Source organism: Anaerocolumna aminovalerica, assembly GCF_900115365.1.
In the GTDB taxonomy this organism is placed as follows: domain Bacteria; phylum Bacillota; class Clostridia; order Lachnospirales; family Lachnospiraceae; genus Anaerocolumna; species Anaerocolumna aminovalerica.
In genome coordinates, this window is sequence record NZ_FOWD01000009.1 from 1 (window position 1) to 23,566 (window position 23,566).

A 23,566-nucleotide genomic window follows, 5' to 3' on the forward strand; every position below is an offset into this window, starting at 1 on the left:
TTGGGAACAGCGTAAGGTTAAAGATGTATGTTCTATATCTACTGGCAAAAGCAACACTCAAGACCGAATTGATGGTGGAATATACCCACTTTATGTGAGATCTCCAATCATTGAGCATAGTAACAAGTACCTCTATGATGAAGAGGCAGTTTTAACAGTTGGAGATGGTGTCGGAACAGGTAAAGTATTTCATTATGTAAATGGAAAATATGACTTACATCAGCGTGTTTACAGGATGTTTGACTTTACAAAAGATATTACTGGTAAATACTTTTACTATTATTTTTCTAATCATTTTTATAACCGAGTTATGTCAATGACTGCAAAAACTTCCGTAGATTCTGTTAGATTTGAGATGATATCTGGAATGGATATTTTATTGCCTAGTAAAAAAGAGCAAATGGTAATAACAAGCTTTTTCGATAGCTTAAACAACCTTATCACCCTTCACCAGCGAAAATTGGATAGGTTAAAACAGCTGAAGCAAGGTTATTTGCAGCAAATGTTTCCGAGAGATGGGGAAAGTGTGCCTAGATTGCGTTTCGCTAATTTTCATGGTAAATGGGAACAGCGTAAGTTGGGGGAATTGGTTGATACCGTAAAATCATATCCACTTTCCCGTGAAGCAGAAGTAGGTGAACCGACTGGGTATCGATATATTCATTATGGAGATATTCATAAGAAAGTTGCGGATTTGATAGAGTCTGACAAACAACTTCCCATTATTCAAGGTGGATATTATGAATTTCTTCAACAAGGCGATATAGTGGTAGCAGATGCTTCAGAAGATTATGTTGGGATTGCCGAACCAAGCATTCTACTAAAACAACCAACAGATAAAGTAGTAGCTGGTCTCCATACAATAGCAATGAGGCCCCAAGAAATTTGCTCTTTATTTTTGTATTATCTACTTCATACAGTAGAATTTAAGCAATTTGGAAGCAGAATAGGAACAGGTATGAAAGTGTTTGGGATTACAACTAAAAATCTATATAAATTCCCAACTTTTTTTCCCAAAAAAGAGGAGCAAGTTAAAATTGGTAACTTTTTTAAACAGCTTGACAATACTATTGTTCTTCATCAATCAAAGTTAGATAGACTAAAATCACTCAAAAAGGGCTATTTACAGAAAATGTTTATATAATACGAAAAAGGCACAAACTAAGTGCCTTTTTTGTATAAACTACATTAACGCAGACAAATGTCGCATAATCTTATCATTATCTTGATTTTCAAGTTCACGAATAATATGTAAATACGTTTCTTGTGTTGTGGACATACTGGAATGTCCTAATCTTCTAGCAACACTGGCAATGGAAACACCTGCAAAAAGAAGTAGAGAAGCGTGGGTATGACGTAAACCATGAATTGTAATATTTGAAATACCTGCTTTACTACAAAGGGATTGCAAACGGTTGTTTACTGTTGAGTTAAAAACTCGTCCTTTTACAAAAATCGGTTTTTCATTTGGTAAGTGTTTTATAAGCCCTGAGAAATGCATCGCCGTCTGCCAATCTAACTGAACTTTTCTTTCTGATGATTTATTTTTAGTTGGTTGAAATCCTCCTTTGGAAGATTTATAATCCCATGTTTTTTCAATTGTTATCTTTTGATTTGTAAAATCAAAATCATCAGGAGTAAGAGCCAAAGCCTCTGAAAAGCGCATACCGGTTTTTACTATTAAAAAAATGAACCAATCCCAATTAATCTCGTCAGTTAAATTCAATTGTTTGAGCAAAGCTTGCACTTCAAACTGATTTAAAAATTTTGGCTTTTTCTCTTTAGGCATTTTACCTTTAATAATCACTTTTCGAGTTGGATCTTGTTCAATCATTCCCTCCTCGATTGCATCAAGGATTGCTCCTTTTAACTGATGATGAAAATCCATAGTGGTCTGCTTTTCATGAGTGAGTGCATAGTCGTTTAGTAACTTTTGATATGTTTTCCGGGTTAAATCATGAACTTGTAAGTCAGGTGCTAACTCCATGATTCGTTGCTTGCTCATATAATATTTTTTTAAGGTAACAGATCGGATTGCGCCAACCTTATAAAGTTCAATCCATTCTCCAAAATATTCATGAAATAATTGTGATGTTTTTTTTCTTGCCATATAAAAAACCTCCTAATAATATTTAGCGAATATATCACGATTATCTATTATTAAGAATTTTTTATGATTTGAAAAGAGGTTTAGGTAAACATTTTTTGCAAATAAGACTTTTTGAGTAATTTTAACTTATCCAACTGTGTTTGTTGAAAGGTGATTATTTCATCCATTTGTTCGAAGAAAGATCCTATTTTTTGTTGTTCCTCAAAGCATGGGAATGAACAAGCAATCTTTTCAATGGAAGTCTTGGATAAGCTTGGAACACCAGTTGACTCGTCCATCCTTTTCCACCTTATATTTTGGGATAATGAAAATAAAAACTTTAAGTCGTTATTAGGTAGAGATGTCATATAAAATAAAGTATCAACAGTCCAAAATGGAGCTTTCAAATATTGGGGTTTATCTATTGTTCCTTTTCGACCAATTCCAATACCATCAACATCTGATAATTTATCATCTACAGATAACATATAGCCACCTGTTCCATAAACAGGAATATTTCCTTCATTTAGATGTTTATAATCTCTTCCTGAGTTGACTTTACAAATTGCCCCCAACTTACGCTGTTCCCATTTACCATGAAAATTAGCGAAACGCAATCTAGGCACACTTTCCCCATCTCTCGGAAACATTTGCTGCAAATAACCTTGCTTCAGCTGTTTTAACCTATCCAATTTTCGCTGGTGAAGGGTGATAAGGTTGTCGAGATGGTCTAAGTAAGCACCAATCTTTCTCTGCTCGTCAACACTTGGCAGTGATATTGAACACATGCATAATTTATCATAATAAAAATACAATCTCACCCCACCTTCCTGATATTGTTCTATAAGTTTTTGAAACGTATCAGACTTAAACCAGTACCAAAGAAATCTGTCATTAACTTCATCAGTAGTCTTAAAAACTTCGTAAAGTGAGCTAACAATCACGTTTTTAGCTAGATTTTGATAACCTATTGAACCAATATTTATTCTTGCAGGATTGTATGCAAAGGATTGTGGTGAAACAATATAGTACATACTTTTGTCTGCATCTCTCATAGTTCCACCATTTTCAAATTGCTCATTTTGAGGGATAAATCCATTTTCATTGGAAATAGAATAACTCTCATATGGCAGATTTTCTTTATTTTTTTCTCCCGCTAAATATGTTATATCTATAAACTTACGCTGTTCCCAAGTAATAATTTCTAAAATACATAATTTAACAGTTATCCTATTCCATCAAAGGAAATTTTGATACCTCATAAGTAATATACCTAAATCCGATTGAGGAAAAGGTGTGATTATGATAAAATACAGACAGAAGTTGTAGATAGTGTAAGAACCATTTTCAAAAATAGTCTTACTTCAAGTTATCTGATGGGGAAGCTCAGATTGTAAATGCGAAATATGGTATGTAAATTACCTAACAACTATAGCTGAAAATCATATACGGAGTTTGGATAAAAATAATAAGTGGGAGGCATTACATTGGCACGAATGAATTTTGAACAAGAGTCGGAAATGGAAAGGTTATTAATTAATCAGCTTACTACTGGAAATAGCGCATCAGGATATGCACAATGGGAATATAGAAAAGATTTAAATAGCGAAAATAAATTATGGGATAATTTTCGTGAGATTCTTACGGATAAAAACTTGAGTGTTTTAGATGGTAATCCGATTACGGATCAAGAATTTGAACAAATTAAAAATTTTATTTCGGGATTTAATACACCTTATGATGCTGGAAAGTGGCTTGCAGGTGAAAATGGTATATATAAAATTATCCTTACTAGAGAGGATGCTAGTCTTGGCAGAATTCCTTTGATTGTTGGAAGACGTGATGCAGTTGCAGGTGGTGATACGGTATATCAAGTAGTACATCAGGTGAAGCGGGATAAGGCAATATTTGAAGAACAAGATCGGAGGTTTGATGTAACTTTACTAATAAATGGATTGCCCATGATTCAAATTGAATTAAAGAGTCGAAGGCATGGCTATATGAAAGCATTTTACCAAATTGACAAATATATGAGAGAGGGCAAATACAGAGGAATATTCTCCACACTACAGATGTTTGTTATTAGTAATGGGAGTGAGTCCCGGTATATTGCTTCAAGTCATAAAATGAATTCTAAATTTTTGATAAAATGGGTGGACGAAAATAATAAGCCAGTAACGGAATACTTAGAGTTTGCTGAGGATGTATTATCTATTCCTGCTGCCCACAATATGGTACTTCAATATTCTGTGTTAGATAGTGATAAAAAGAGTGTGATTTTGCTTCGCCCATATCAAATCCATGCTATAGAAGCGGTGAGAGAAGCCAGTAAAAGGCAAGAATCCGGATATATATGGCATACAACAGGTTCGGGAAAGACGTTAACGTCTTATAAGGTTGCCAGGAATTTACTTCAAATCCCTGCAATTGAAAAAACTATATTTGTAGTGGACAGAACAGATTTAGATCAGCAGACAACAGAAGCATTTACGTCATATGCAGAAAATGATATTATTGATGTTGATGAAACAAATAATACAAATAACTTGATTGATAGGCTTTATTCACAGGATCAAACTATGATAGTGACTACAAAGCAAAAAATAAATACCATGTTAAATCGGTTTGAAACATGGAGAAAAGCAGATAGGAATATAAAGAAAATTGAACGCATAAGAAAGTTGAAAATAGCTTTTGTTGTTGATGAATGCCATCGTGCAGTATCGCCTCAACAAAAGAGAAAAATTGAGACTTTCTTTAAATCTTCTCTGTGGTATGGTTTTACAGGAACACCAATTTTCGGAGAAAACAAGAAAAAGACATTGGGAGATTTACCAGCTACTACTAAGGGACAATATGGAAAGGAACTACATAATTATACTGTGAAGGAAGCTATTGATGACAAGGCTGTTTTAGGCTTTCAAGTCGAATATAAGCACACATTAAGTGATGAAACGATAGATGATATTGTAAAGCAAGCCACAGGTAAGAATCCATGTGACTTAGAATCTGATGAAAAAGAAAAATTAATTCCTTCAAGTGTGTACGAAAATCAGGAACACATGATAGAGGTAATAAAATCAATTGTAAATAACTCTCGTAAAAAGTTGGGATTTGACAATGGAGTAGGACAAACCTATAATGCTATCCTTACTACATCTTCTATTAAACAAGCTCAAAAATACTATGAATTATTTAAAATGTTAAAGAATGGTGAACTTGTTGATAAGGATAGAGAGATCGTTCAAATTGATGAAAAAACTAAAAGGGTATTGCCAGATTTCCCTAAAGTAGCGGTAACATACACTGTTTCTGAAAATGAGGAAGATAGTTCGCTAAATCAAGATAAAATGAAAGAATCAATCAAAGATTATAATGCAGAATTCGGCACTAAATGGTCTATAGAGAATATTAAGGCATACAATGCAGATATTACTAAAAGAATGGCAAGAAAAGAGGATTACTATCAACTCCGCTCAAATCAGTTAGATATTGTTATTGTTAGAGATCGTATGCTTACCGGGTTTGACGCACCATGTTTATCTACAGTATTTATTGATAGACCACCGCAGCAGCTATATGATATTATTCAAACTTTTTCAAGAACTAATCGACTTTATGATAGGAAAAAGACCTATGGACAGATTGTAACATTCAGAACACCATCAATTTATAAAAAGGAAGTTGATGCTGCATTATTGCTATATTCAAATGGTGGAGAAGATTTCGTTTTAGCACCAACTTTTGAAGAAGCTAAGGAAGAATTTAAGAAGAGTATTGATAAATTAAGAAACCTTGCAGCAGAACCTAAAGATGCATTAAGCTTAAAAACAAAAGAAGAAAAGAAGAGCTTTGCAAAAGCGTTTCAAGAACTTGATAAATGGTTTTCTTCGATACAGGTTTATTCAGAATATAATAGTGAAATCCTGTCTGTAGAGTATCAAATTACCGAAAAAGAAATAGTAGAATATTACGGTCATTATATTAATATCCTTGAAGATTTAAAGGGTAATGGAGATGATGAGGATAATAGTGTCTTGGATATTGAATACGAATTAACATCAATTCGTACTGATGATGTGAATTATGAATACATTATATCTTTGATGCAATCCTTTATACCTCTTGCTAGTGAAGATATTTCGGTTAATAATGTATATAGCTTGCTATCAAAAGATGACACTATTATGTCAAAAGTTGCTGAAGAAGAGGTTTTTAATTATGTTGCACAACCGATAAAAGAAAAAAGTCGTGAGGAAATTGATAAATACATTAATGATTTAAGTGTTCGTAATCCTAAATTAGGCAGCGTCATGATGCAGTTGTGGTTTGAGATTCAAATGAATGCATCAAGGTTTGAGAATAAGAGTGTTCTAAGTGTTTTAAATGATATGATAGAGCAAACTATTGATGATACTATTAGAAAAGTGTCCGATAAATGGTTTGTGGGATATGAAGAGTTAAAGTTTTATCTGGAAAACTATAGGGAAAAACGCGATAAGCAGGTAGGAGAGACTCAGCTTACAAATTCTCAGAGTTACGAGGCATATAAAAGGAATTCGTCAAATCCTTTACCAAATAAAATAAAGTATAACAAAAAACTTCGCGAAGAAATCTATCCACAGATTTTACGTGATGTGATTTTGCCGCTGAGGAATCGCCGATAATATGGAAAGAATTGATGTAATCAGTTATGCAATGGAATTAAGAAGATTTGGTAAGAATAAAAAGAGAACTTGATATACTGCAAGACCTTTTACTGGGAGAGATTACATCGTTATTGCATTTACTGTATTTTTTTCAGTCATATCTTTAATTTTTACATTTTATGATGGAAGTAGATTTTATAATCCATTTATTTAGGTTGTTGGTACCCGTTGTTGGTACCCGTTGTTGGTACCAGGCACCATTTTTACCGGTGCCTGGCACCAACAACCGGCATTTTTAAGGAGGACAGTATGGACATACAATTTTTAGGTGGTGCATTAGAGATTGGCGGAAGTGCCATCCTATTGCACATAGATGGTAAGAATATGTTACTGGATGCTGGTATCAGGCAAGGCATGAGTAAAGATACTTTACCGAATTACAGGGTGATTCAAGAGAGTGGAGGATTGGATGCTATTATTATTAGCCATGCCCATCTAGATCATATCGGAAGCCTGCCTATCATTAGTTAGGAATATCCTAGTGCCAGAATCTAAATGAATCATATGACTATGGATTTAGTACGTGTGCAGCTTTATGATAGTTTAAAGATTATGAACAATCGGGAAGCGGAGATACCTTTGTATGCAGAGCAGGATGTTGTTAGTACTTTAAATCGAATATTTCCAATCGGGTATGAGGTTAAATTTCCCATATTCGAAGATATGTTCCTTACATTATATAATGCTGGACATATTGCAGGGGCCAGCTTTTGTTATATTCAGGGAAAAGAGGGTGCCTTGTTTTACTCTGGAGATTTTTCTGCATTTTCACAAAAAAGTATTGAAGGGGCTAAGTTACCGAAGCTAAGGCCGGACGTAGCTATTGTTGAGAGTACTTATGGAGACCGATTACATTCCAATCTTGAGATAGAAGAGAAAGCGTTAGTGGACTTTGTAAATGAAGCCATGGAGAATAACGGAAAGGTTCTTATCCCTGCATTTGCACTAGGAAGAGCACAAGAAGTTATATTGATTTTAAAAAGTGCTTTGAATAAGGGACAATTAAAGAATGTTAAAGTTTATGTAGATGGCTTGGTTCGTGATGTGAACCGGGTTTATAATAGAAATCCCATTTACCTAAAGAAATCTTTAGGTAAAAAAGTTTTAAAAGGATTGGAACCTTTCTACGATGATAATATTGTGGAAGTAAAACCAAATGACAACCGTGAAGAACTGTTAAAGGAGCAGCAGGTAGTATTTGTTGCAAGTTCAGGTATGCTCACCGGAGGACCTAGTGCTTATTATGCGGAAAAGATAGCACCCATGGAAAACGGCTATATTGCAATAACCGGTTATCAGGATGAGGAATCGCCGGGAAGGCAATTGTTGGACCTTCTGGAGGCGAAAGAAGACCGATATCTAAAGTTAAATGGAGTTGGTTTTCCTGTCAAGGGCCAGATAAAGAAGATTGGGCTTTCTGCCCATTCCGATAAAAGTGAAATCAAAGGATTAATTGATCGGTTATCTGCAAGAAATGTAATTCTGGTACATGGTAATAATGAAGTGGTTAGGAATCTTGGACAAGAGATGGCAGCCGATTATAAGGGAAGAATATTTACACCGGAATGTGGGGAACAAATTCATATAGAGATTCGCAATCCTAGAAAGCAGCTAAAGAAACACATTCCATATGTAATGAATCATAGTGAGGAACTATCTGAGAAGCTCATGTCTCATTTCTATGAATATATGACAGAACACTATGGTAATAGATTATTTACTCTGGAAGAACTTTACTATATCTGGCATGGGGTAAATTGCTATGAAGATGAGCAAATGAAAGGGTTTAAAGCACTCATCATGGAAAGTGTTTATTTTGAAAGCGATGCCAGAAGGCTGTTCTTGTGGAAAGCAAGGGATAAGCAAGACGTAGAAGAAGATTTAAAGGAAAAAGAGTTAAACCAACAGCAGTTAACGTTAATTATTGAGGAATTATTTAAAGAATTCCCTATAAGAAGATTAGTTTTAATATGGAACAAAAGAAAGTTCAATTAGTCTTTGATTTTCCTCATGCAATTGACTCTTCTATAGATGCAGTCATAAGCAGATTTTATGAGCAAACCGGTTGGAGCATAGGCATCAATGAAGCTATGAATAACAATGCAGCAGAATCTCTAATTATGAGTTATTTTAGTATGAATAATGTTTTAAAGATATCTTTCCACTCTATTATGAGACAGGCTCATGTTGTGCTAAATCAAGTGCCAGCATCTATTCATGATATTATAAAGGAATTTCATGAAAAAACCGGATGGGAGTTAATTGTTCCATCTCTAAACCTGGACGATGGGAAGATTGGTGTGAAAAATCAAGATTATTATAAGACTGTAGACCCATCTGAAGCCGTGGAACAAAATGATGCACTATATCTAATTGATTATGCATTCGAAGAGGAAATGCATAAACCATACAAGAAAAGTATTAAACAGATAGAAGGCAGGAAGTATATTGAACTTGTATTTATTAGCCCTTACGTTGGAAGAATGTATTCCGGGCAGATACAGGATCTAACCCGTCAGACTGGGTGGGATATGTCCATTTCAGATAAAGTGAATCAGAATGAACTTATTAACATAGTAAGAGCTTTGTGTCGTAAATATCAGATTGTGATTAAGAAGAATCCGTCCTATCATCCGGAGAGTATGAGTATCAGCATAGACATTGTAAGTGGGCTGGAAGGACTTATGGATGCCAGGGAGGAATTTAAGGTTATGACAGGATGTGAATTAAATGAAGTTTAGTATTCATGATTGCTGTAAGGTGCTTTAATTTAATTTCGGAATACCAAAAGCCAGGAAAGGATAAGGTAGATATTGAGTTTTTTTCCTTGTATAAAGATTTGGAAACAAAAAAGATTTTATGTGAATCTGCAAAAGATATTGTTAAATCAATAGATTGGAATAACTCAGCTCTGTTGCACAAAGGTTTATCCTGGATTACACAAAATTATTTGAGACTTAATTGCATAATATAAATTTAAGGACTACTTCATTTTGGAGTGGTCCTTTCTTAAATTTATGCTTTATAGGGCGATTAGGGATAGACAGTTACGTTTTGTTTACATTTGTTCGATTCTATTTTACCATCTAAAACAGCCTCTACAAAACGAACAATTATACCAGCTTTATTGACAATTTTCCATGATATTTATATAATATGAACGTAAACGAACATAATAGATAAATAGATAATGAAATTCTATTTTATTTACAATCAGAGGAGTGAAACAATGTTTGCAGAAGAGAGGCGAACCCAGATTATTAACATCATACGTGAGACAGGAACGGTCCAGGTGGAGCAGCTGGCAAAGAAATTGGATGTAAGTCTTATGACCATTCGGAGAGATTTGGAAAAACTCCGGCAGGAGGGTATCATTGAGAGATGTCATGGAGGTGCTATCTTAAAAAGAGAAGTAGCTTATACGAAGAAACGGACATTGCAGATGGAGGAAAAAGAAAAAATAGCGGATAAGTGCGCCCAGTATGTTAAGAGAGGCAACACAGTTTTTTTGGATGCAGGTACAACCACTTATGAGATTGCCAAGCGAATTCGTGATATCCCCTCTATTACGGTTATTACCAATGACTTAGAGATTGCCATGCTCCTTATGGAATCGGATGTGAATCTATTGGTGTGCGGGGGAAATGTTCAGAAATCTACAGGAAGTATGCTTGGAGACTTTGCCAATCAGATGGTAGAAGAATTAAGGACAGAGATTGCATTTATTGGCGCTGCCTCCATAGACGATGAGTATAATGTTTTAACTCCCACATCTAAAAAGGCTGTATTAAAACGCCTAATATGCAAATATGCCAACCGTTCCTATCTGGCAGTGGATCATACTAAGTTTGGAAAACAGGCACTAATTAAAGTCAATCATTTAGCAGATTACTCCGGAGTTATAACCAATAAAGTTTTTGGTGAAGAGGATGATATATTAAAGCAAAGAAAAATCAACATTATTCAGGTGTAAAGGAGGAGTTCCTATGGCACAATGTGTAGTTATAGCAGATGATTTAACCGGAGCCAATGCCACGGGTGTATTACTAAAAAAACTTAGATTTACAGCATATACCGTAATGAATGCAGAAAGGCTTGACTTGAAATTGCTGTCAGACACCGATTGTATTGTATATCCTACAGATAGCAGGGCAGTGGATGCAGAGATAGCTTATAACCGTGTTTATAATGTAGTCAAATTATTGAAGGATAATAATATAAAACTATATACCAAGCGTATTGACAGTACTTTAAGAGGAAACTTGGGAAGTGAAACAGATGCTTTTTTAGATGCATTATCCAATCAGTCCATGGCGATAGTTGTACCTTGTTTTCCACAAGCCAGTCGTATTGTGGCAGGCGGGTATATGCTTGTAAATACAGTTCCGCTGCACAAAACAGAAGTTGCCCTGGATCCCAAAACTCCTATTCACACCTCTTATGTACAAGATTTATTTAAAGAACAGTCCAAATATCCGGTTGCCTCTTTGCAGATTAATGACATTATGTTAGGAAAAGAACACATAGCAGAAAAGATTAAAGAATATAAACATTTGGGTGTTAGAATCCTAATCTTTGACTGCATATCAAATGAGGATTTAGATACTATTGCAGATGGAGTAATAAAAAGCAAAGTTCCATTTATAGCAGTTGATCCGGGCACCTTTACAGCAGCACTTTCAAGGAAGCTGATGAAACAAAAAGAGGGTAACAGTAAAGTACTAATTACCATAGGAAGTGTAAATGGAGTAGCCAAAATGCAGGTTGATGAATTGTTGCTTGCACAAAAAGTACTTCCAGTATTTGTGAATGTGAAAGAACTGGTGGAAGGAGAAGAGAGAAGAACAGCTGAAATGAACCGTGTAGTAGAAGAGGTTCTAAATAGCGGCAGGAATCAGGAAGTTTGTGCTGTGATAGGCAATGGTATTCTTCCGGAAAACCGTATTGACTTAACCGTATATGCCAGACGTTTTTATGTGGAAAAAGAAGATATCAGCAATTTGATTAATGATTCCTTTGCTGAAATCACCTATCAGATTCTCCTTAGGAATCAGGAATTTAAAGGTTTGTATTCCAGTGGTGGAGATATTACGGTTGCAATTAGCAAGAAATTTAATTCAGCCGGTATTCGTTTGCTGGGAGAGGTAGTACCTTTGGCAGCTTATGGGGAATTTATCGGCGGAGTATTTGAGGGATTAAAAGTGGTCACCAAAGGAGGAATGGCAGGAGATAAAAATGCATTGAATCAGTGTATTCATTATTTAAAAGAACAATTATATATGTAAGATTTCAAAAGGAGCGTATAAATATATTATTATTACAAGGAAAGGCAGGAAAATAACAGATGAGACCATTAATAGCAATTCCCATAGGAGATCCAGCAGGAATCGGTCCTGAAATTGTAGTTAAAGCAATTATTAATAAAGAGGTATTACAGGCAGCCCGATGTGTTGTCATCGGAGATAAGAACATAATAGAGGATGCCATTGGGTTTACTAAGGTACCATTAAAGGTAAATGTTATTGAACATCCAGAGGATGGCATATATGAAGAAGGTATCTTGAATTTAATTGATTTACACAATGTAGATATGACAGAATTCAGAATTGGTGAAATAAGGGGTATATGTGGAAAAGCTGCTTATGAGTATATTGCAAAAAGTATTGAACTTGCCAATGCAAGAGAAGTAGATGCAGTTTCCACCACACCCATTAATAAAGAATCTCTGAAGGCAGGAGGGATACCCTATATTGGTCATACGGAGATATTCGGAGCACTTACCGGTACAAAAGATCCTCTTACTATGTTTGAAGTACATGGAATGAGAGTGTTTTTCCTTAGCAGGCATGTATCATTAAGGCAGGCATGCAATATGGTTAAGAAAGAGAGAATTATAGATTATGTAATAAGATGCAAAGAGGTACTGGCTACCTTGGGGCTAAAAGAAGGTACTATGGCAGTGGCAGGTTTAAATCCACATAGTGGAGAACACGGATTGTTCGGTAATGAAGAAGTGGAAGAAGTTATGCCGGCAGTGGAAGAACTGCAAAGAAGGGGCTATGATGTGGCAGGTCCTATTGGAGCAGACTCGGTTTTCCATTTGGCATTACAAGGCCGTTATAACAGTGTTTTATCTATGTATCACGATCAGGGACATATTGCTACTAAAACATTGGATTTTGAAAAGACCATAGCTGTTACAGGGGGAATGCCTATTCTGCGAACATCCGTCGACCACGGCACAGCAATGGACATAGCAGGAAAAGGTATAGCAAGTGAAGTCAGTATGATAGAAGCTATTCTATTAGGTGCTAAATATTCACCTAATTTTACCGGTGCCTGACCCTGTGCAGCAGGTACCGGGCAGAATACAATAATTTAATATTATGGAAGGAGAGGTTTTATGGCAACAACAGTATCAGGTTCTCAGATGCTTATTGGATTAGGTATAGGTCTGCTCCTATTGATCTTCATGATTCTGAAAACTAAAATCCACGTATTCTTAGCACTCATTATCGCGGCAGTTATTGTTGGATTGGTTGGGGGACTACCGCCATCGGATACCATAAGCGCAATCACTTCAGGATTTGGCGGTACTTTGAGCAGTATTGGTATTATCATCGGTTTTGGCATTATGATGGGGAAAATGTTTGAAGTATCCGGCGCAGCGGAAAGAATGGCTCTTACCTTTCTAAAGATTTTTGGTAAAGGAAGAGAGGAATGGGCACTTTCCATTACAGGATTTTTGGTATCCATACCAATATTCTGCGACTCCGGTTTTGTTATTCTGTCACCACTTGCAAAAGCACTTTCCCGAAGAACGAAAAAATCTATGGTTACTTTATCCATAGCATTGGCAGGCGGTCTGGTTATTACACACTCCCTGATACCCCCAACACCCGGTCCTCTTGGTGTAGCAGGAACCTTTGGTGTTGATGTGGGTAAATTTATCTTACTTGGAATTGTAATAGCTATTCCTATGGCTTTCGTAGTAACTATTTACGGACGGTATCTTGGTAAAAAAATATACCAAATTCCCAGTGAAGACGGTGAGAAGTGGGAAAGACCGGCATATCAGAAGGCTGTTTTAGACAACACTACTGGTGAAACAAATCAGAATCTTCCCTCTACACTTCTATCCTTTGCACCCTTAATACTGCCTATTATATTAATACTATTTAATACAGTATTATCGGCAATGAAATTGACAGAAGGTTTCTATGCAGTATTAATATTTATTGGTCAACCTGTTATAGCAGTTGGTATTGGATTATTAATATCCATCTATACACTGACCAGAGGAAAGGATAGAAAAGACGTTATTCTTGAGCTTGAAGACAGTATGAAATCAGCAGGCATTATCATATTCGTAACCGGTGGCGGTGGAGCATTAGGGCAGGTTATTAAATCAGCAGGTGTTGGAGATTATATAGCCAAAGGAATCGCAGCTACTTCCATACCGGTTATATTACTACCTTTCATCATTGCAACTCTGGTTCGATTTGTACAAGGCTCTGGAACAGTAGCCATGATTACTGCGGCAGGCATTACGGCTCCTATTGTAGAAGCAGCAGGTGGTGATATGATGTTAGGTGCATTTGCAGCATGTATTGGTTCTTTATTCTTCTCTTACTTTAATGATAGTTTTTACTGGGTAGTAAACCGGCTCAGTGGAATCGTTGAAACGAAAGAACAGGTCCGCGTCTGGTCGGTAACTACAACCATTGCCTGGGCGGTAGGGTTTGTTGAATTGATTATATTGAATATATTTATTTAACAGAGAAGGTGTTATGTATCGAAGGGTATGGATGCATAACACCTTTCTTGATTATTATTAGTGCTTTCACAAAAGTGGTTCTGAATTCATTTTAATCCCCCAGTTTAATAAAAATAGAGCTCATTTTCGACAATTTTTGCAGAAGCAGTTTCTATGTTAATGTGCTATAAAGTAGCAAAAAAAGTTTTAATTAAAGTAGTAAAATATACCGTTTATGCCTACCATTACCAGATTTAATATGTTACAATGATTATATCTAGGTCTAATATACTATACAAAGGATGGGGTTATTTTGATTATTCAGCATAATATACAAAGCATGATGACCAATAGACAATTGGGGATTACTAATAATATAGGAATGAAATCAACAGAAAAGCTTTCAAGTGGATATAAAATAAATCGTGCAGCAGATAATGCAGCAGGATTAACCATATCAGAAAAGATGAGAGCGCAGATTAGAGGACTTGAACGTGCTACGGATAATGCTTTGGATGGTGTCAATTTCATCCAGGTTGCAGATGGAGCAATGGATGAAATTACTATAATGATTCAAAGAATGAGGGAACTTACGATTCAGGCATTAAATGATACCTATTCATTACAGGACAAAGCAATTATTGCACAAGAAATAGAAGAATGTCAGTCTATGATAGATAATATTTGTAAGCAGACAGAGTACAATACAATTAATGTATTTGAGAAGCATCAGGATACATATTATAGTATTGAAGGTAGTAAACAGTGGGACCCTGCACAGATACAGGTGATAGAAGAACCTGACAATGATTTGATTATTTATTTGCCTGACGAGTATGTGCCATCAACCTATCAAATTCGTGTGCCAAGTGGAGTATACACAACTCAGGAGCTAGTGGATGAAATTGATACTGCGTTTGAGAATATGGTTCCGGGGAATCCGGGATTTGTATTAGAGTATACGGAAGATGGATATTGTAACCTTAATTTTGAAGGCGGAAAAGACGTGAAAAGTGTTGAGGGCCATTTATCTGGTCTGATCTATGGAAGAAATAATGGAAGTGGATATGGAAGGCTGGTTGGAACTACACAGTTTGAAGCAGGATGGCCATTAAGTATCGTAAACGGTAAAAACGATACGATTACATTTTATACAGAAACTGCCCATGGGACAGATAGTAAAAAAGTTTCGTTAACAATTCCATCTGGCTCCTATACGAGAGAAGAATTGATTAATATAATAAATAATACACTATCAGCACAGAACCTAGAGGGAATAGTGGCTAAAGAATATGGTGAGAAATCGATTCAACTCTCAGCAGGATCTAATGTTGTAACCGGGCTAAAAGGCAATATGTTTGCTATTGATGAAGGTAAGCCATATACTTCGGTATTTTATGATAATGTAAAAAGTGGTAATTCAACCATGACACCTGCTTCCATCAGTGGAAAAGCTTATTATCGTGATTCTTCCAGTACCAGTAAAATAGTGATAGGCAGTGATAATAATACTTTACGATTCTCGGTAAACAACTTAGATTATCAGCAAATAACAATTGATGATGGTGAATACACAATAAGAGAACTTGCCGATCAGTTAAATGAGAAGCTAGGTGGTACAAGTTTAATTGCTTCTGCGGAAACTATTAATACCTATATTCCAGGGACAACCGGCTCAGGGACCTATGATTATTTAAAGTTAACGTCTACATTGGAGGGCAGTGCCAGTACACTTTTATTTGACAGAAGTAGTGCGCTATTTAGTAAAACCTATGAGGCACTTTTCTGTGATACAACGGTATCTTCGGTAGATGAACCCTATCTCTATAATGGAGTCACAGTAGACCCAAGTTTAACAGGTGCAAAATCCTTATCTGGAGGGATTAATCTTGCAAAAGGCGCTACATCTTTGAATTTAACTGTAAATGGAGATAATTATTCCTTAAACCTGAGTAAGACTTCCTATTCATCTTTAGATGAACTAATACTAGAAATCAATTCTCAAATTAGTAACGCTGGGATAGGAATTAAGGATAAGATTCAAGTACAAAATTATGGAAATCGAATTCAATTTGTTGCAATAGATGATAGCATAAATAGCATTCAATTTAATCCAGTCAATAAGGGTAGTGCCTATCAAGCATTGTTTCAAAATTCAGCGGATGAAATAAATTATTTCTACAAAACCGATAATGGGGTTGAGGACGGGGTAGAAGGTAGTACAAAACCTACCGTATTGAAACCAGCGTCTATTAATATGGGGCATACGTTAAGCAGCAGTATAACAATTAATGATAGCAATAATAGATTCAATATTACAGTAAATGATGTGACGAGATCTATACTTCTCACCAATGGGACTTATTCCCGTTCCCAGTTGGTTGCGGAGATAAATAAACAGTTTACCAATAATAATATTAAGGTGACAGCTTCACTAGAGAGCAATGGATCTCTAACCTTTACAACCATAGAAAAGGGGAACAGAGCGAAACTGAATATAAGCAGTGATTTTGGCGGTTCAGCTATGAAGGTTTTTGTTGGTTCCCATATACAAACCACCGATGCTACCTCAACGAACAGAAACATAACAGCTTCCTATATACAGGGAAAGAGCGTATCATTTCCACTAGCGTTAGATTCTACAAACAAAAATCTTAATTTTGTTTATAAGGTAAATGGAGCATCAATAGATCTAAATATTGAACTGCCGGAAGGAGAATATAGTGCTGCTACTCTAAAAACTGAATTACAATCTACTATTGATTCTCAGATTGGTACTAACCAATTAGTCGTCCAGGTAGATGCAAATGGTATTCTAATTAAGGCGGTTAATGCAGGTGACAAATACCGTTTGACTGGATTTACAGGTGGCTTTTATGAATATGTATTAAGCAAAAGAGAAGAAGTTACAAGCACACAAACTCCAGCATTACAACAAGGAACTCATTCATTTCATGAAGCTTATGTAGTGGGAAGACAAGATTTAAGGAATCAGGTAACAGAAGTTGTGAAAGATAGAAATGATAAATTCATGATGGACTTTACCTATGTTGATCCAAGTAATGCATCCAATACATTAGAATTAGAATTAAGCGTAATCATAGAGCCCGGAGTATATCAGGGGGATGAATTGGCGCAATACCTGGAAGATAAGCTGAATGCAGAACTAATCAATCATGGTATTGACAATGTGAGGATAGAATCAGCAATTGGAGGAATAAATACTGGTGTAGTAGGAGCAGTGGACGATAATGCCATTCATTTTACATTGAAAGAGGTAGAGGGTAAGGAAGCAAATAAAGGTAAGTATACATTAGATGGAATACGAGGAAATTCAGCTTATTCGATTTTTTATAAATCCATAGGCACTCCGGAAGCATCCTATATACAGGGATCCAAAAACATAGAAAAAGGAATTACATTTACGGAAGACTCTAATACATTTAAATTTACTACGGAAGGAATTAATTACAGCTATACTTTCCCTGCTGGTGAATATACAGCAGAAGAATTAATTGATATGTTTAATCAAAAGTTTGCAGATGGAGATGACAATGGTAATATTGTAAAACTTCATGCAACCCTAGCAGGCGGTAACATCAAGATACAACATGATATATTTGGAGAACGTGGCATTGAGAATATTCATGGAACTGCCAAAGGAATTATCTTTTATAATGAAGCAGGAAGAGAAGGCTTAGAGGATCTGTTCTTACAAGTATCAGGTAATGCCGGTGATGCTTTCAAGCTTACAAGATTTCATCTAAGTACTGCTGCTATGAAGATAAATTCCATAACAGTATCACAAAATAAATATGCAGAAAAAGCATTAAAACGTCTGGACTATGCGTTAAGCTATCTTTCAAATATTCGAAGTACATATGGTGCAAAACAAAATGCTCTGGGACATATAATCGGAGTGAATTCCACTACGGAAGAGAATACCCAAAGCGCGGAATCACGAATCAGAGATACAGACATGGCCAAAGAGATAGTCATTCTATCCAAACAAAATATTTTGATGCAATCAGCCCAGGCAATACTTACTCAAGCAAATCAATCGGCACAAAGCGTTTTGCGTTTACTCAAATAGTTTTTATATCCTGCGTTGATACAAAAACAGTATTGGAACTTACCATTGATGAAGTAAAAAATAGGAAGTCTGGTTTTATCTGTACCAATGTACAAGAAACAGATTTAGCAGGACATAGTCAGAATTCCAGATGGTATAAAGAATTATTGGAAATTGCGGATGAAAAGATTGGAGAAATCATAACACTGTTAAAGGAAGAAGACATATTAGTAGTTATGGCTGACCATGGAAATGACCCCAATATCGGACATAACAGGCATACAAGAGAAAATGTTCCATTGCTGATTTATAAAAAAGGAATCACAGGTGTATCACTTGGACTGAGAAGCTCGCTGTCAGATGTTGGAGCAACCGTATGTGAGTATTTCAACGTAAAGCAGCCACAAAATGGTAGTTCATTTTTGCGGTTTTTATAAATTCTGAAGGTAAAGCAGGAAAACTGACAATAAGGTTTTCCTGCTTTCTGCTTCTATGGTTAATTTGATTTAGATTATGGAAACCTTATTGAGGAGTATGATTTTTTTTCATATTTTTAAAATTAGTGTCTTACTTTATGATAAAATAGCGTTTAACATATAAGGATTTTATGCTTATTTTATGGTAAAATATAAACAGAAAGCAATTGTTATTAATTACGTTTTGATGTAACATAATGTTATATTATTCCAAGGGAGAGGGGGAAGGTATAAATGACAGGCTTTATTAATTCGTTGCCGCTGTATAAGGATAAGTTGGATGAAAATTATGCTGCTATCTTGGCACCTTTTGCAACTAAAGTACCTAAAGAAAATAGCAGAATCCATACGGAAGTTTATAGAGGTGGTGAAAATAGAACTGATTTTCAGCGCGACAGAGATCGAATCATTCACTCAAAAGCATTTAGAAGATTAATGTATAAAACCCAGGTTTTTGTAAATCATGAAGGGGATCATTTTAGGACAAGGCTTACTCATACATTAGAAGTTGCACAGCTTGCAAGAGGTATATGCAAATCACTGGCCTTAAATGAAGAACTTGCAGAAGCAATTTCTTTAGGTCATGATTTAGGACACACTCCATTTGGTCATGCTGTGGAGAGGTTTTTAGGAGATGAACTAACTAAGAGAGAGATGGGGAACTTTCTACACAATGAACAAAGCGTTCGGATTGTTGATTTATTAGAAAAACGATGTGAAGATTATGATGGATTGAATTTAACATATGAGGTTAGAGAAGGAATATTAAAGCACAATAAAGATAAATGTGAAATATATTCGAGTTTAAATCCTAATAAAGTTTGCTCTACACTTGAAGGACAAGTCGTAAGTTTAGTTGATACAATAGCCTATATATGTCATGATTTGCAAGATGCTATTAAATCAGGTCTGATTGAAAATTCATATTACAAAAATAATGAATTTAAGGATCACATTGATGAGTTAAGAGAAAGTATCGCAAAATTTATGAATATAGAAACAGACAGGATAGAAATTAACCGGTATAGTGAGACATTCTTTATTGGTGATTTAATACATAGATTAATAATGGATGTAACAGAATGTAGTGTTACTAATTTGAAAGAGGAGAAGGTATCCTCTTGCGAAGATGTTAAGAAGAAAGCAAATAATGACATTGTGTTAATAACATTCAAAAAAGAAACTAAAAAGTTTTTTGATCAGATAAAGAAGAGTATTTATAAATATGTTTATGGATTAAATACAATTCAGGCAATGGATGTAAAAGCTGTAAATTTAGTAAAAGACTTATTGTATGGATTTGAGAACAATCCCAAATTACTGCCCCCAGACTGGTATTTCCGGTATAAGAATATAGAAAAAGAAATTACATATGATGGAGCACCTGCAAATGAGCTGAGAGTTATTTGTGATTATATAGCAACCATGACGGATCGTTTTGCCTTGGATGAACATGATAAATTGTATAATCCAAGAATTAAAATTTAAATCTAATTAATAATTAAGAATTCTCCCAAATTAAGGAGGACATTATGAACAAATTACAAGGATTTTATTCTTTAGAAAAATCTAATCTTCCGGCTGTTCCGTGGAGAAAGTATTCGTCTGACACTATTTTCAGTGATAATATTTTATGGACAGTTCGAAGTGCTGTAAAAGAAGGCGAGGACTTGAACTTACCCCGTAAAGTAGGTGTCAGAGCTGAGATTGCAAAAGAATTCGCTAAGAATCTTTATTCAAGTCTAAAATCAGAAGACTTGATTATTTACTATCCATATTTTATAGCCCTTAAGAGCGGGGTTATAGATATATCACAGCACCGTACCGTTATTGAAGCGGTAAAAGATGATTTATGGAACTTAGTAACATATAACAAGAAAGATGTTACGATCATTTTTAATGATGACATAGAAATTATAGGAAATGAAAAGTTTTTTGAACAAAATGAGCTGTTAGAATTGATTGATTATTGTATAACTATTAGGAAGAAATTTCAGTCTGAAATTAGTAATCAAAAGTCAGTCTTGCTGGAATGGAGCTTTGCCTGTGAATCCGATCTATATAAAAATCCTATAGGTGATGCAAGGTTAGTTTTTTATGAGATTAGAACTGTATAATGGGCGGCAGCCCATAAAGAAGGGATGTGTTATATGAAAAAGCTTACAAAGCTATGTATACTCTGGAGTCTGATGACAAGTGTATTACTCCATACCCTGTATATACCTGCAGTTAATGCAGAAGAATCCTCCCAGACATTAACCATTCTATTCACACATGATCTTCATGATAATTTCCTCCCCGTAGAATCGGTTCAAAATGGAGATAAACAGTATGCAGGCGGTTATGCAAGATTATATAGTGCCATTCAGACGGTTCGGGCACAGGAGCAGAATGTTTTACTGGTGGATGCCGGAGATTACTCCATGGGGACTCCATTTCAGACGATATTTCAGACAGATTCACCAGAACTTCGATTAATGGGGCAGATGGGATATGATGTTGTAACTTTGGGCAATCATGAATTTGACTACCGGGCGGAAGGGCTGGCAGATAGCTTACAGACAGCAGTAAACAGCGGGGAACCATTGCCCCAGATGGTCCAGTCTAACATTACCTTTCCGGTGGACCATGATGGTAATCTTACGGATTCGTTAGAACATTTAAAACAGTCCATGGAAGACTATGGGGTAAAAGAATATACCCTTATAGAACGAAATGGAATTAAGGTAGGTATATTCGGAGTAATGGGGGCAGATTCAGCCTCAAAAGCACCAATGTCAGAAGTTCAATTTGAAGATGAAGTTATCCATGCCAAAAGGGTAGTAGATATATTAAAGCAAGAGGGTGCAGATATTATCCTTTGTTTATCTCATTCCGGTACATGGCCAGACACATCAAAATCAGAGGACGAAATACTTGCTAAAAAGGTTCCGGATATGGATGTAATTATCAGCGGACATACCCATTCTACGTTGGAACAGCCAATCATGGCAGGAGATACCATCATTGCTTCAGGGGGATGTTACGGAGAAAATTTAGGTAGAATTGATATCAGCAAACAGGATAATGTTTGGACATTATTAAACTATGAACTACAGCCAATTAATGAGACAATACCGGAGGATAAATACATAAACCAGCAGATTCAGAATTACAAAACGGTTGTAGAAGATAAATACTTTAGCTTATTTTGGAAGACTTACGATGAAGTAATTGCTAGATCACCTTTTAGTTTTCCAAGACTGGAAGATATGTATCCTGTTCATAATGAGTCTACCTTAGGGAACCTGATCAGTGATGGATTTATTTATACGGTAAAAGAGGCAGAAGGAGAAGCTTACGAACCAATTGCAGTAGCTATCGTTCCTATTGGTACCATTCGTGGCTCCATACCGGAGGGAGATATTACAACTGCTGAAGCATTTTCCATAAGTTCCTTAGGAATTGGTGCTGACAAACTTCCGGGATACCCACTGATCTCAGCGTATCTGACAGGTAAGGAGCTTAAAACCTTATGTGAAGTAGACGCATCAGTAGCTCCATTAATGGATGATGCCCAACTGTATATGTCTGGTATGAATTTTACTTTTAACCCTAACCGTCTCATTTTTAATAAAGTAACAGATACATCCCTGGTAAATGAACAGGGTGACTTAGAAGAGATTAATGATAAAAAACTTTACCGTATTGTTGCCGGATTGTACTCTGCCCAGATGCTATCTGTAGTAGGTGAGAAATCTTTCGGTCTTTTATCCATTGTACCGAAGACAAAAGAGGGAACTCCCATTACTGACTTTGAGAAGTATATTCTCCATGATGGGGATGGAAATGAAATCAAGGAGTGGTATGCGCTGGATCATTATCTCCAGTCTTTTGAGGAAGTGGATGGTGTATCTGTTATACCTGAATATTATAACCACACACAAGGGCGGAAAGTAGTAGATGATAATGGGAATCTATTTGCCATATTAAGCAATCCAAACCATATTTCTCTAGTAGTTTATGGGGTAGTATTAGTAGCTGCTGGGTTTGTAACTTTTATTGTTGTAAAGATTGTAAAGAGAAGACGAAAAAAATCTTTTGATTTTCTTGATTAGTAGGTTAGTTAAATAAAGTTAAAACCATGCAATAGTTAGAAAGCATTTGTAACGTGTATTAGTACATTATTTCTTACTTTAATGATAGCTTTTACTGGATGGTAACTTGGTTTAACGGATAGTTGAAACGAAACAGTAGGCCCGTGTCTGGTTGGTAACTACGACTATTGTCTGGGCAGTAGGATTTATAGATAGATTATATTTATATATTTTTGTTAATGAAGATAGGTGCTTTGTGTCAATTACTAATGATACATAGCACCTTTAATATTGCCATAATTCCAATCATTCTACTCTTTATATATTAATTAGCAAAAAAAATGTTAAAGTTCAAACATTTAGTATTGTTTTCATACAAAGCATTAAA

16 protein-coding genes are annotated in these 23,566 nt (G+C 35.6%); 14 read left to right on the forward strand and 2 right to left on the reverse strand.

Features of this window, described 5'->3' with window-relative positions:
• Nucleotides 1–1,144 (forward strand): restriction endonuclease subunit S (locus BM183_RS20680; protein WP_170847911.1); only part of this gene is annotated, 1,144 nt, incomplete at its 5' end.
• 39 nt (nt 1,145–1,183) lie between these two features.
• Here BM183_RS20680 and BM183_RS06795 read toward each other — a convergent pair.
• Nucleotides 1,184–2,110 (reverse strand): site-specific integrase, encoded by a 927-nt coding sequence (locus BM183_RS06795; RefSeq protein WP_091685542.1) that lies wholly within the window; start codon nt 2,108–2,110, stop codon nt 1,184–1,186.
• A gap of 80 nt (nt 2,111–2,190) precedes the next feature.
• Nucleotides 2,191–3,144: a restriction endonuclease subunit S gene (locus tag BM183_RS06800; protein ID WP_207650135.1), complete on the reverse strand. Its 954-nt coding sequence runs from the start codon at nt 3,142–3,144 to the stop codon at nt 2,191–2,193.
• 441 nt (nt 3,145–3,585) lie between these two features.
• Here BM183_RS06800 and BM183_RS06805 point away from each other — a divergent pair, with 441 nt between their 5' ends.
• From BM183_RS06805 to BM183_RS06860, 13 genes are all read left to right on the forward strand, one after another.
• Nucleotides 3,586–6,756 carry a type I restriction endonuclease subunit R gene (locus BM183_RS06805; RefSeq protein WP_091685669.1) on the forward strand — a complete coding sequence of 1,057 codons (3,171 nt, stop codon included), beginning with the start codon at nt 3,586–3,588 and terminating at the stop codon, nt 6,754–6,756.
• A 291-nt stretch (nt 6,757–7,047) separates the two neighbouring features.
• Complete coding sequence (locus BM183_RS20950) at nt 7,048–7,269, forward strand: MBL fold metallo-hydrolase (RefSeq protein ID WP_242960897.1); 222 nt, start codon at nt 7,048–7,050, stop codon at nt 7,267–7,269.
• Nucleotides 7,270–7,293: 24 nt separating this feature from the next.
• On the forward strand, nt 7,294–8,793 hold the full coding sequence (locus tag BM183_RS20955; protein ID WP_242960899.1) for an MBL fold metallo-hydrolase: 1,500 nt from the start codon (nt 7,294–7,296) through the stop codon (nt 8,791–8,793).
• The gene (locus BM183_RS20960; protein WP_242960901.1) at nt 8,769–9,539 is read left to right on the forward strand and encodes a hypothetical protein; all 771 of its coding nucleotides are present in this window, start codon (nt 8,769–8,771) and stop codon (nt 9,537–9,539) included. Before BM183_RS20955 ends, BM183_RS20960 begins: the two co-directional genes overlap by 25 nt.
• A gap of 488 nt (nt 9,540–10,027) precedes the next feature.
• Complete coding sequence (locus BM183_RS06820) at nt 10,028–10,771, forward strand: DeoR/GlpR family DNA-binding transcription regulator (RefSeq protein WP_091685545.1); 744 nt, start codon at nt 10,028–10,030, stop codon at nt 10,769–10,771.
• A gap of 13 nt (nt 10,772–10,784) precedes the next feature.
• A complete protein-coding gene (locus BM183_RS06825; protein ID WP_091685547.1) occupies nt 10,785–12,083 on the forward strand; it encodes a four-carbon acid sugar kinase family protein in 1,299 nt (432 codons plus the stop codon).
• 59 nt (nt 12,084–12,142) lie between these two features.
• Nucleotides 12,143–13,141 (forward strand): 4-hydroxythreonine-4-phosphate dehydrogenase PdxA, encoded by a 999-nt coding sequence (pdxA, locus tag BM183_RS06830; protein WP_091685548.1) that lies wholly within the window; start codon nt 12,143–12,145, stop codon nt 13,139–13,141.
• Between the two features lie 60 nt (nt 13,142–13,201).
• Nucleotides 13,202–14,575: a GntP family permease gene (locus BM183_RS06835; RefSeq protein ID WP_091685550.1), complete on the forward strand. Its 1,374-nt coding sequence runs from the start codon at nt 13,202–13,204 to the stop codon at nt 14,573–14,575.
• 292 nt (nt 14,576–14,867) lie between these two features.
• Nucleotides 14,868–18,647, forward strand: coding sequence for a flagellin N-terminal helical domain-containing protein (locus tag BM183_RS21370; RefSeq protein WP_091685551.1), 3,780 nt, complete (start codon nt 14,868–14,870; stop codon nt 18,645–18,647).
• A 5-nt stretch (nt 18,648–18,652) separates the two neighbouring features.
• Nucleotides 18,653–19,063 (forward strand): alkaline phosphatase family protein, encoded by a 411-nt coding sequence (locus BM183_RS06845; RefSeq protein WP_330392357.1) that lies wholly within the window; start codon nt 18,653–18,655, stop codon nt 19,061–19,063.
• 273 nt (nt 19,064–19,336) lie between these two features.
• Nucleotides 19,337–20,590 (forward strand): dGTP triphosphohydrolase, encoded by a 1,254-nt coding sequence (gene dgt / locus BM183_RS06850; protein WP_091685555.1) that lies wholly within the window; start codon nt 19,337–19,339, stop codon nt 20,588–20,590.
• 44 nt (nt 20,591–20,634) lie between these two features.
• Nucleotides 20,635–21,219 carry a hypothetical protein gene (locus BM183_RS06855; protein WP_091685556.1) on the forward strand — a complete coding sequence of 195 codons (585 nt, stop codon included), beginning with the start codon at nt 20,635–20,637 and terminating at the stop codon, nt 21,217–21,219.
• Between the two features lie 33 nt (nt 21,220–21,252).
• Nucleotides 21,253–23,199 (forward strand): bifunctional metallophosphatase/5'-nucleotidase, encoded by a 1,947-nt coding sequence (locus BM183_RS06860; protein ID WP_091685558.1) that lies wholly within the window; start codon nt 21,253–21,255, stop codon nt 23,197–23,199.
• Nucleotides 23,200–23,566 lie beyond the last annotated feature (367 nt).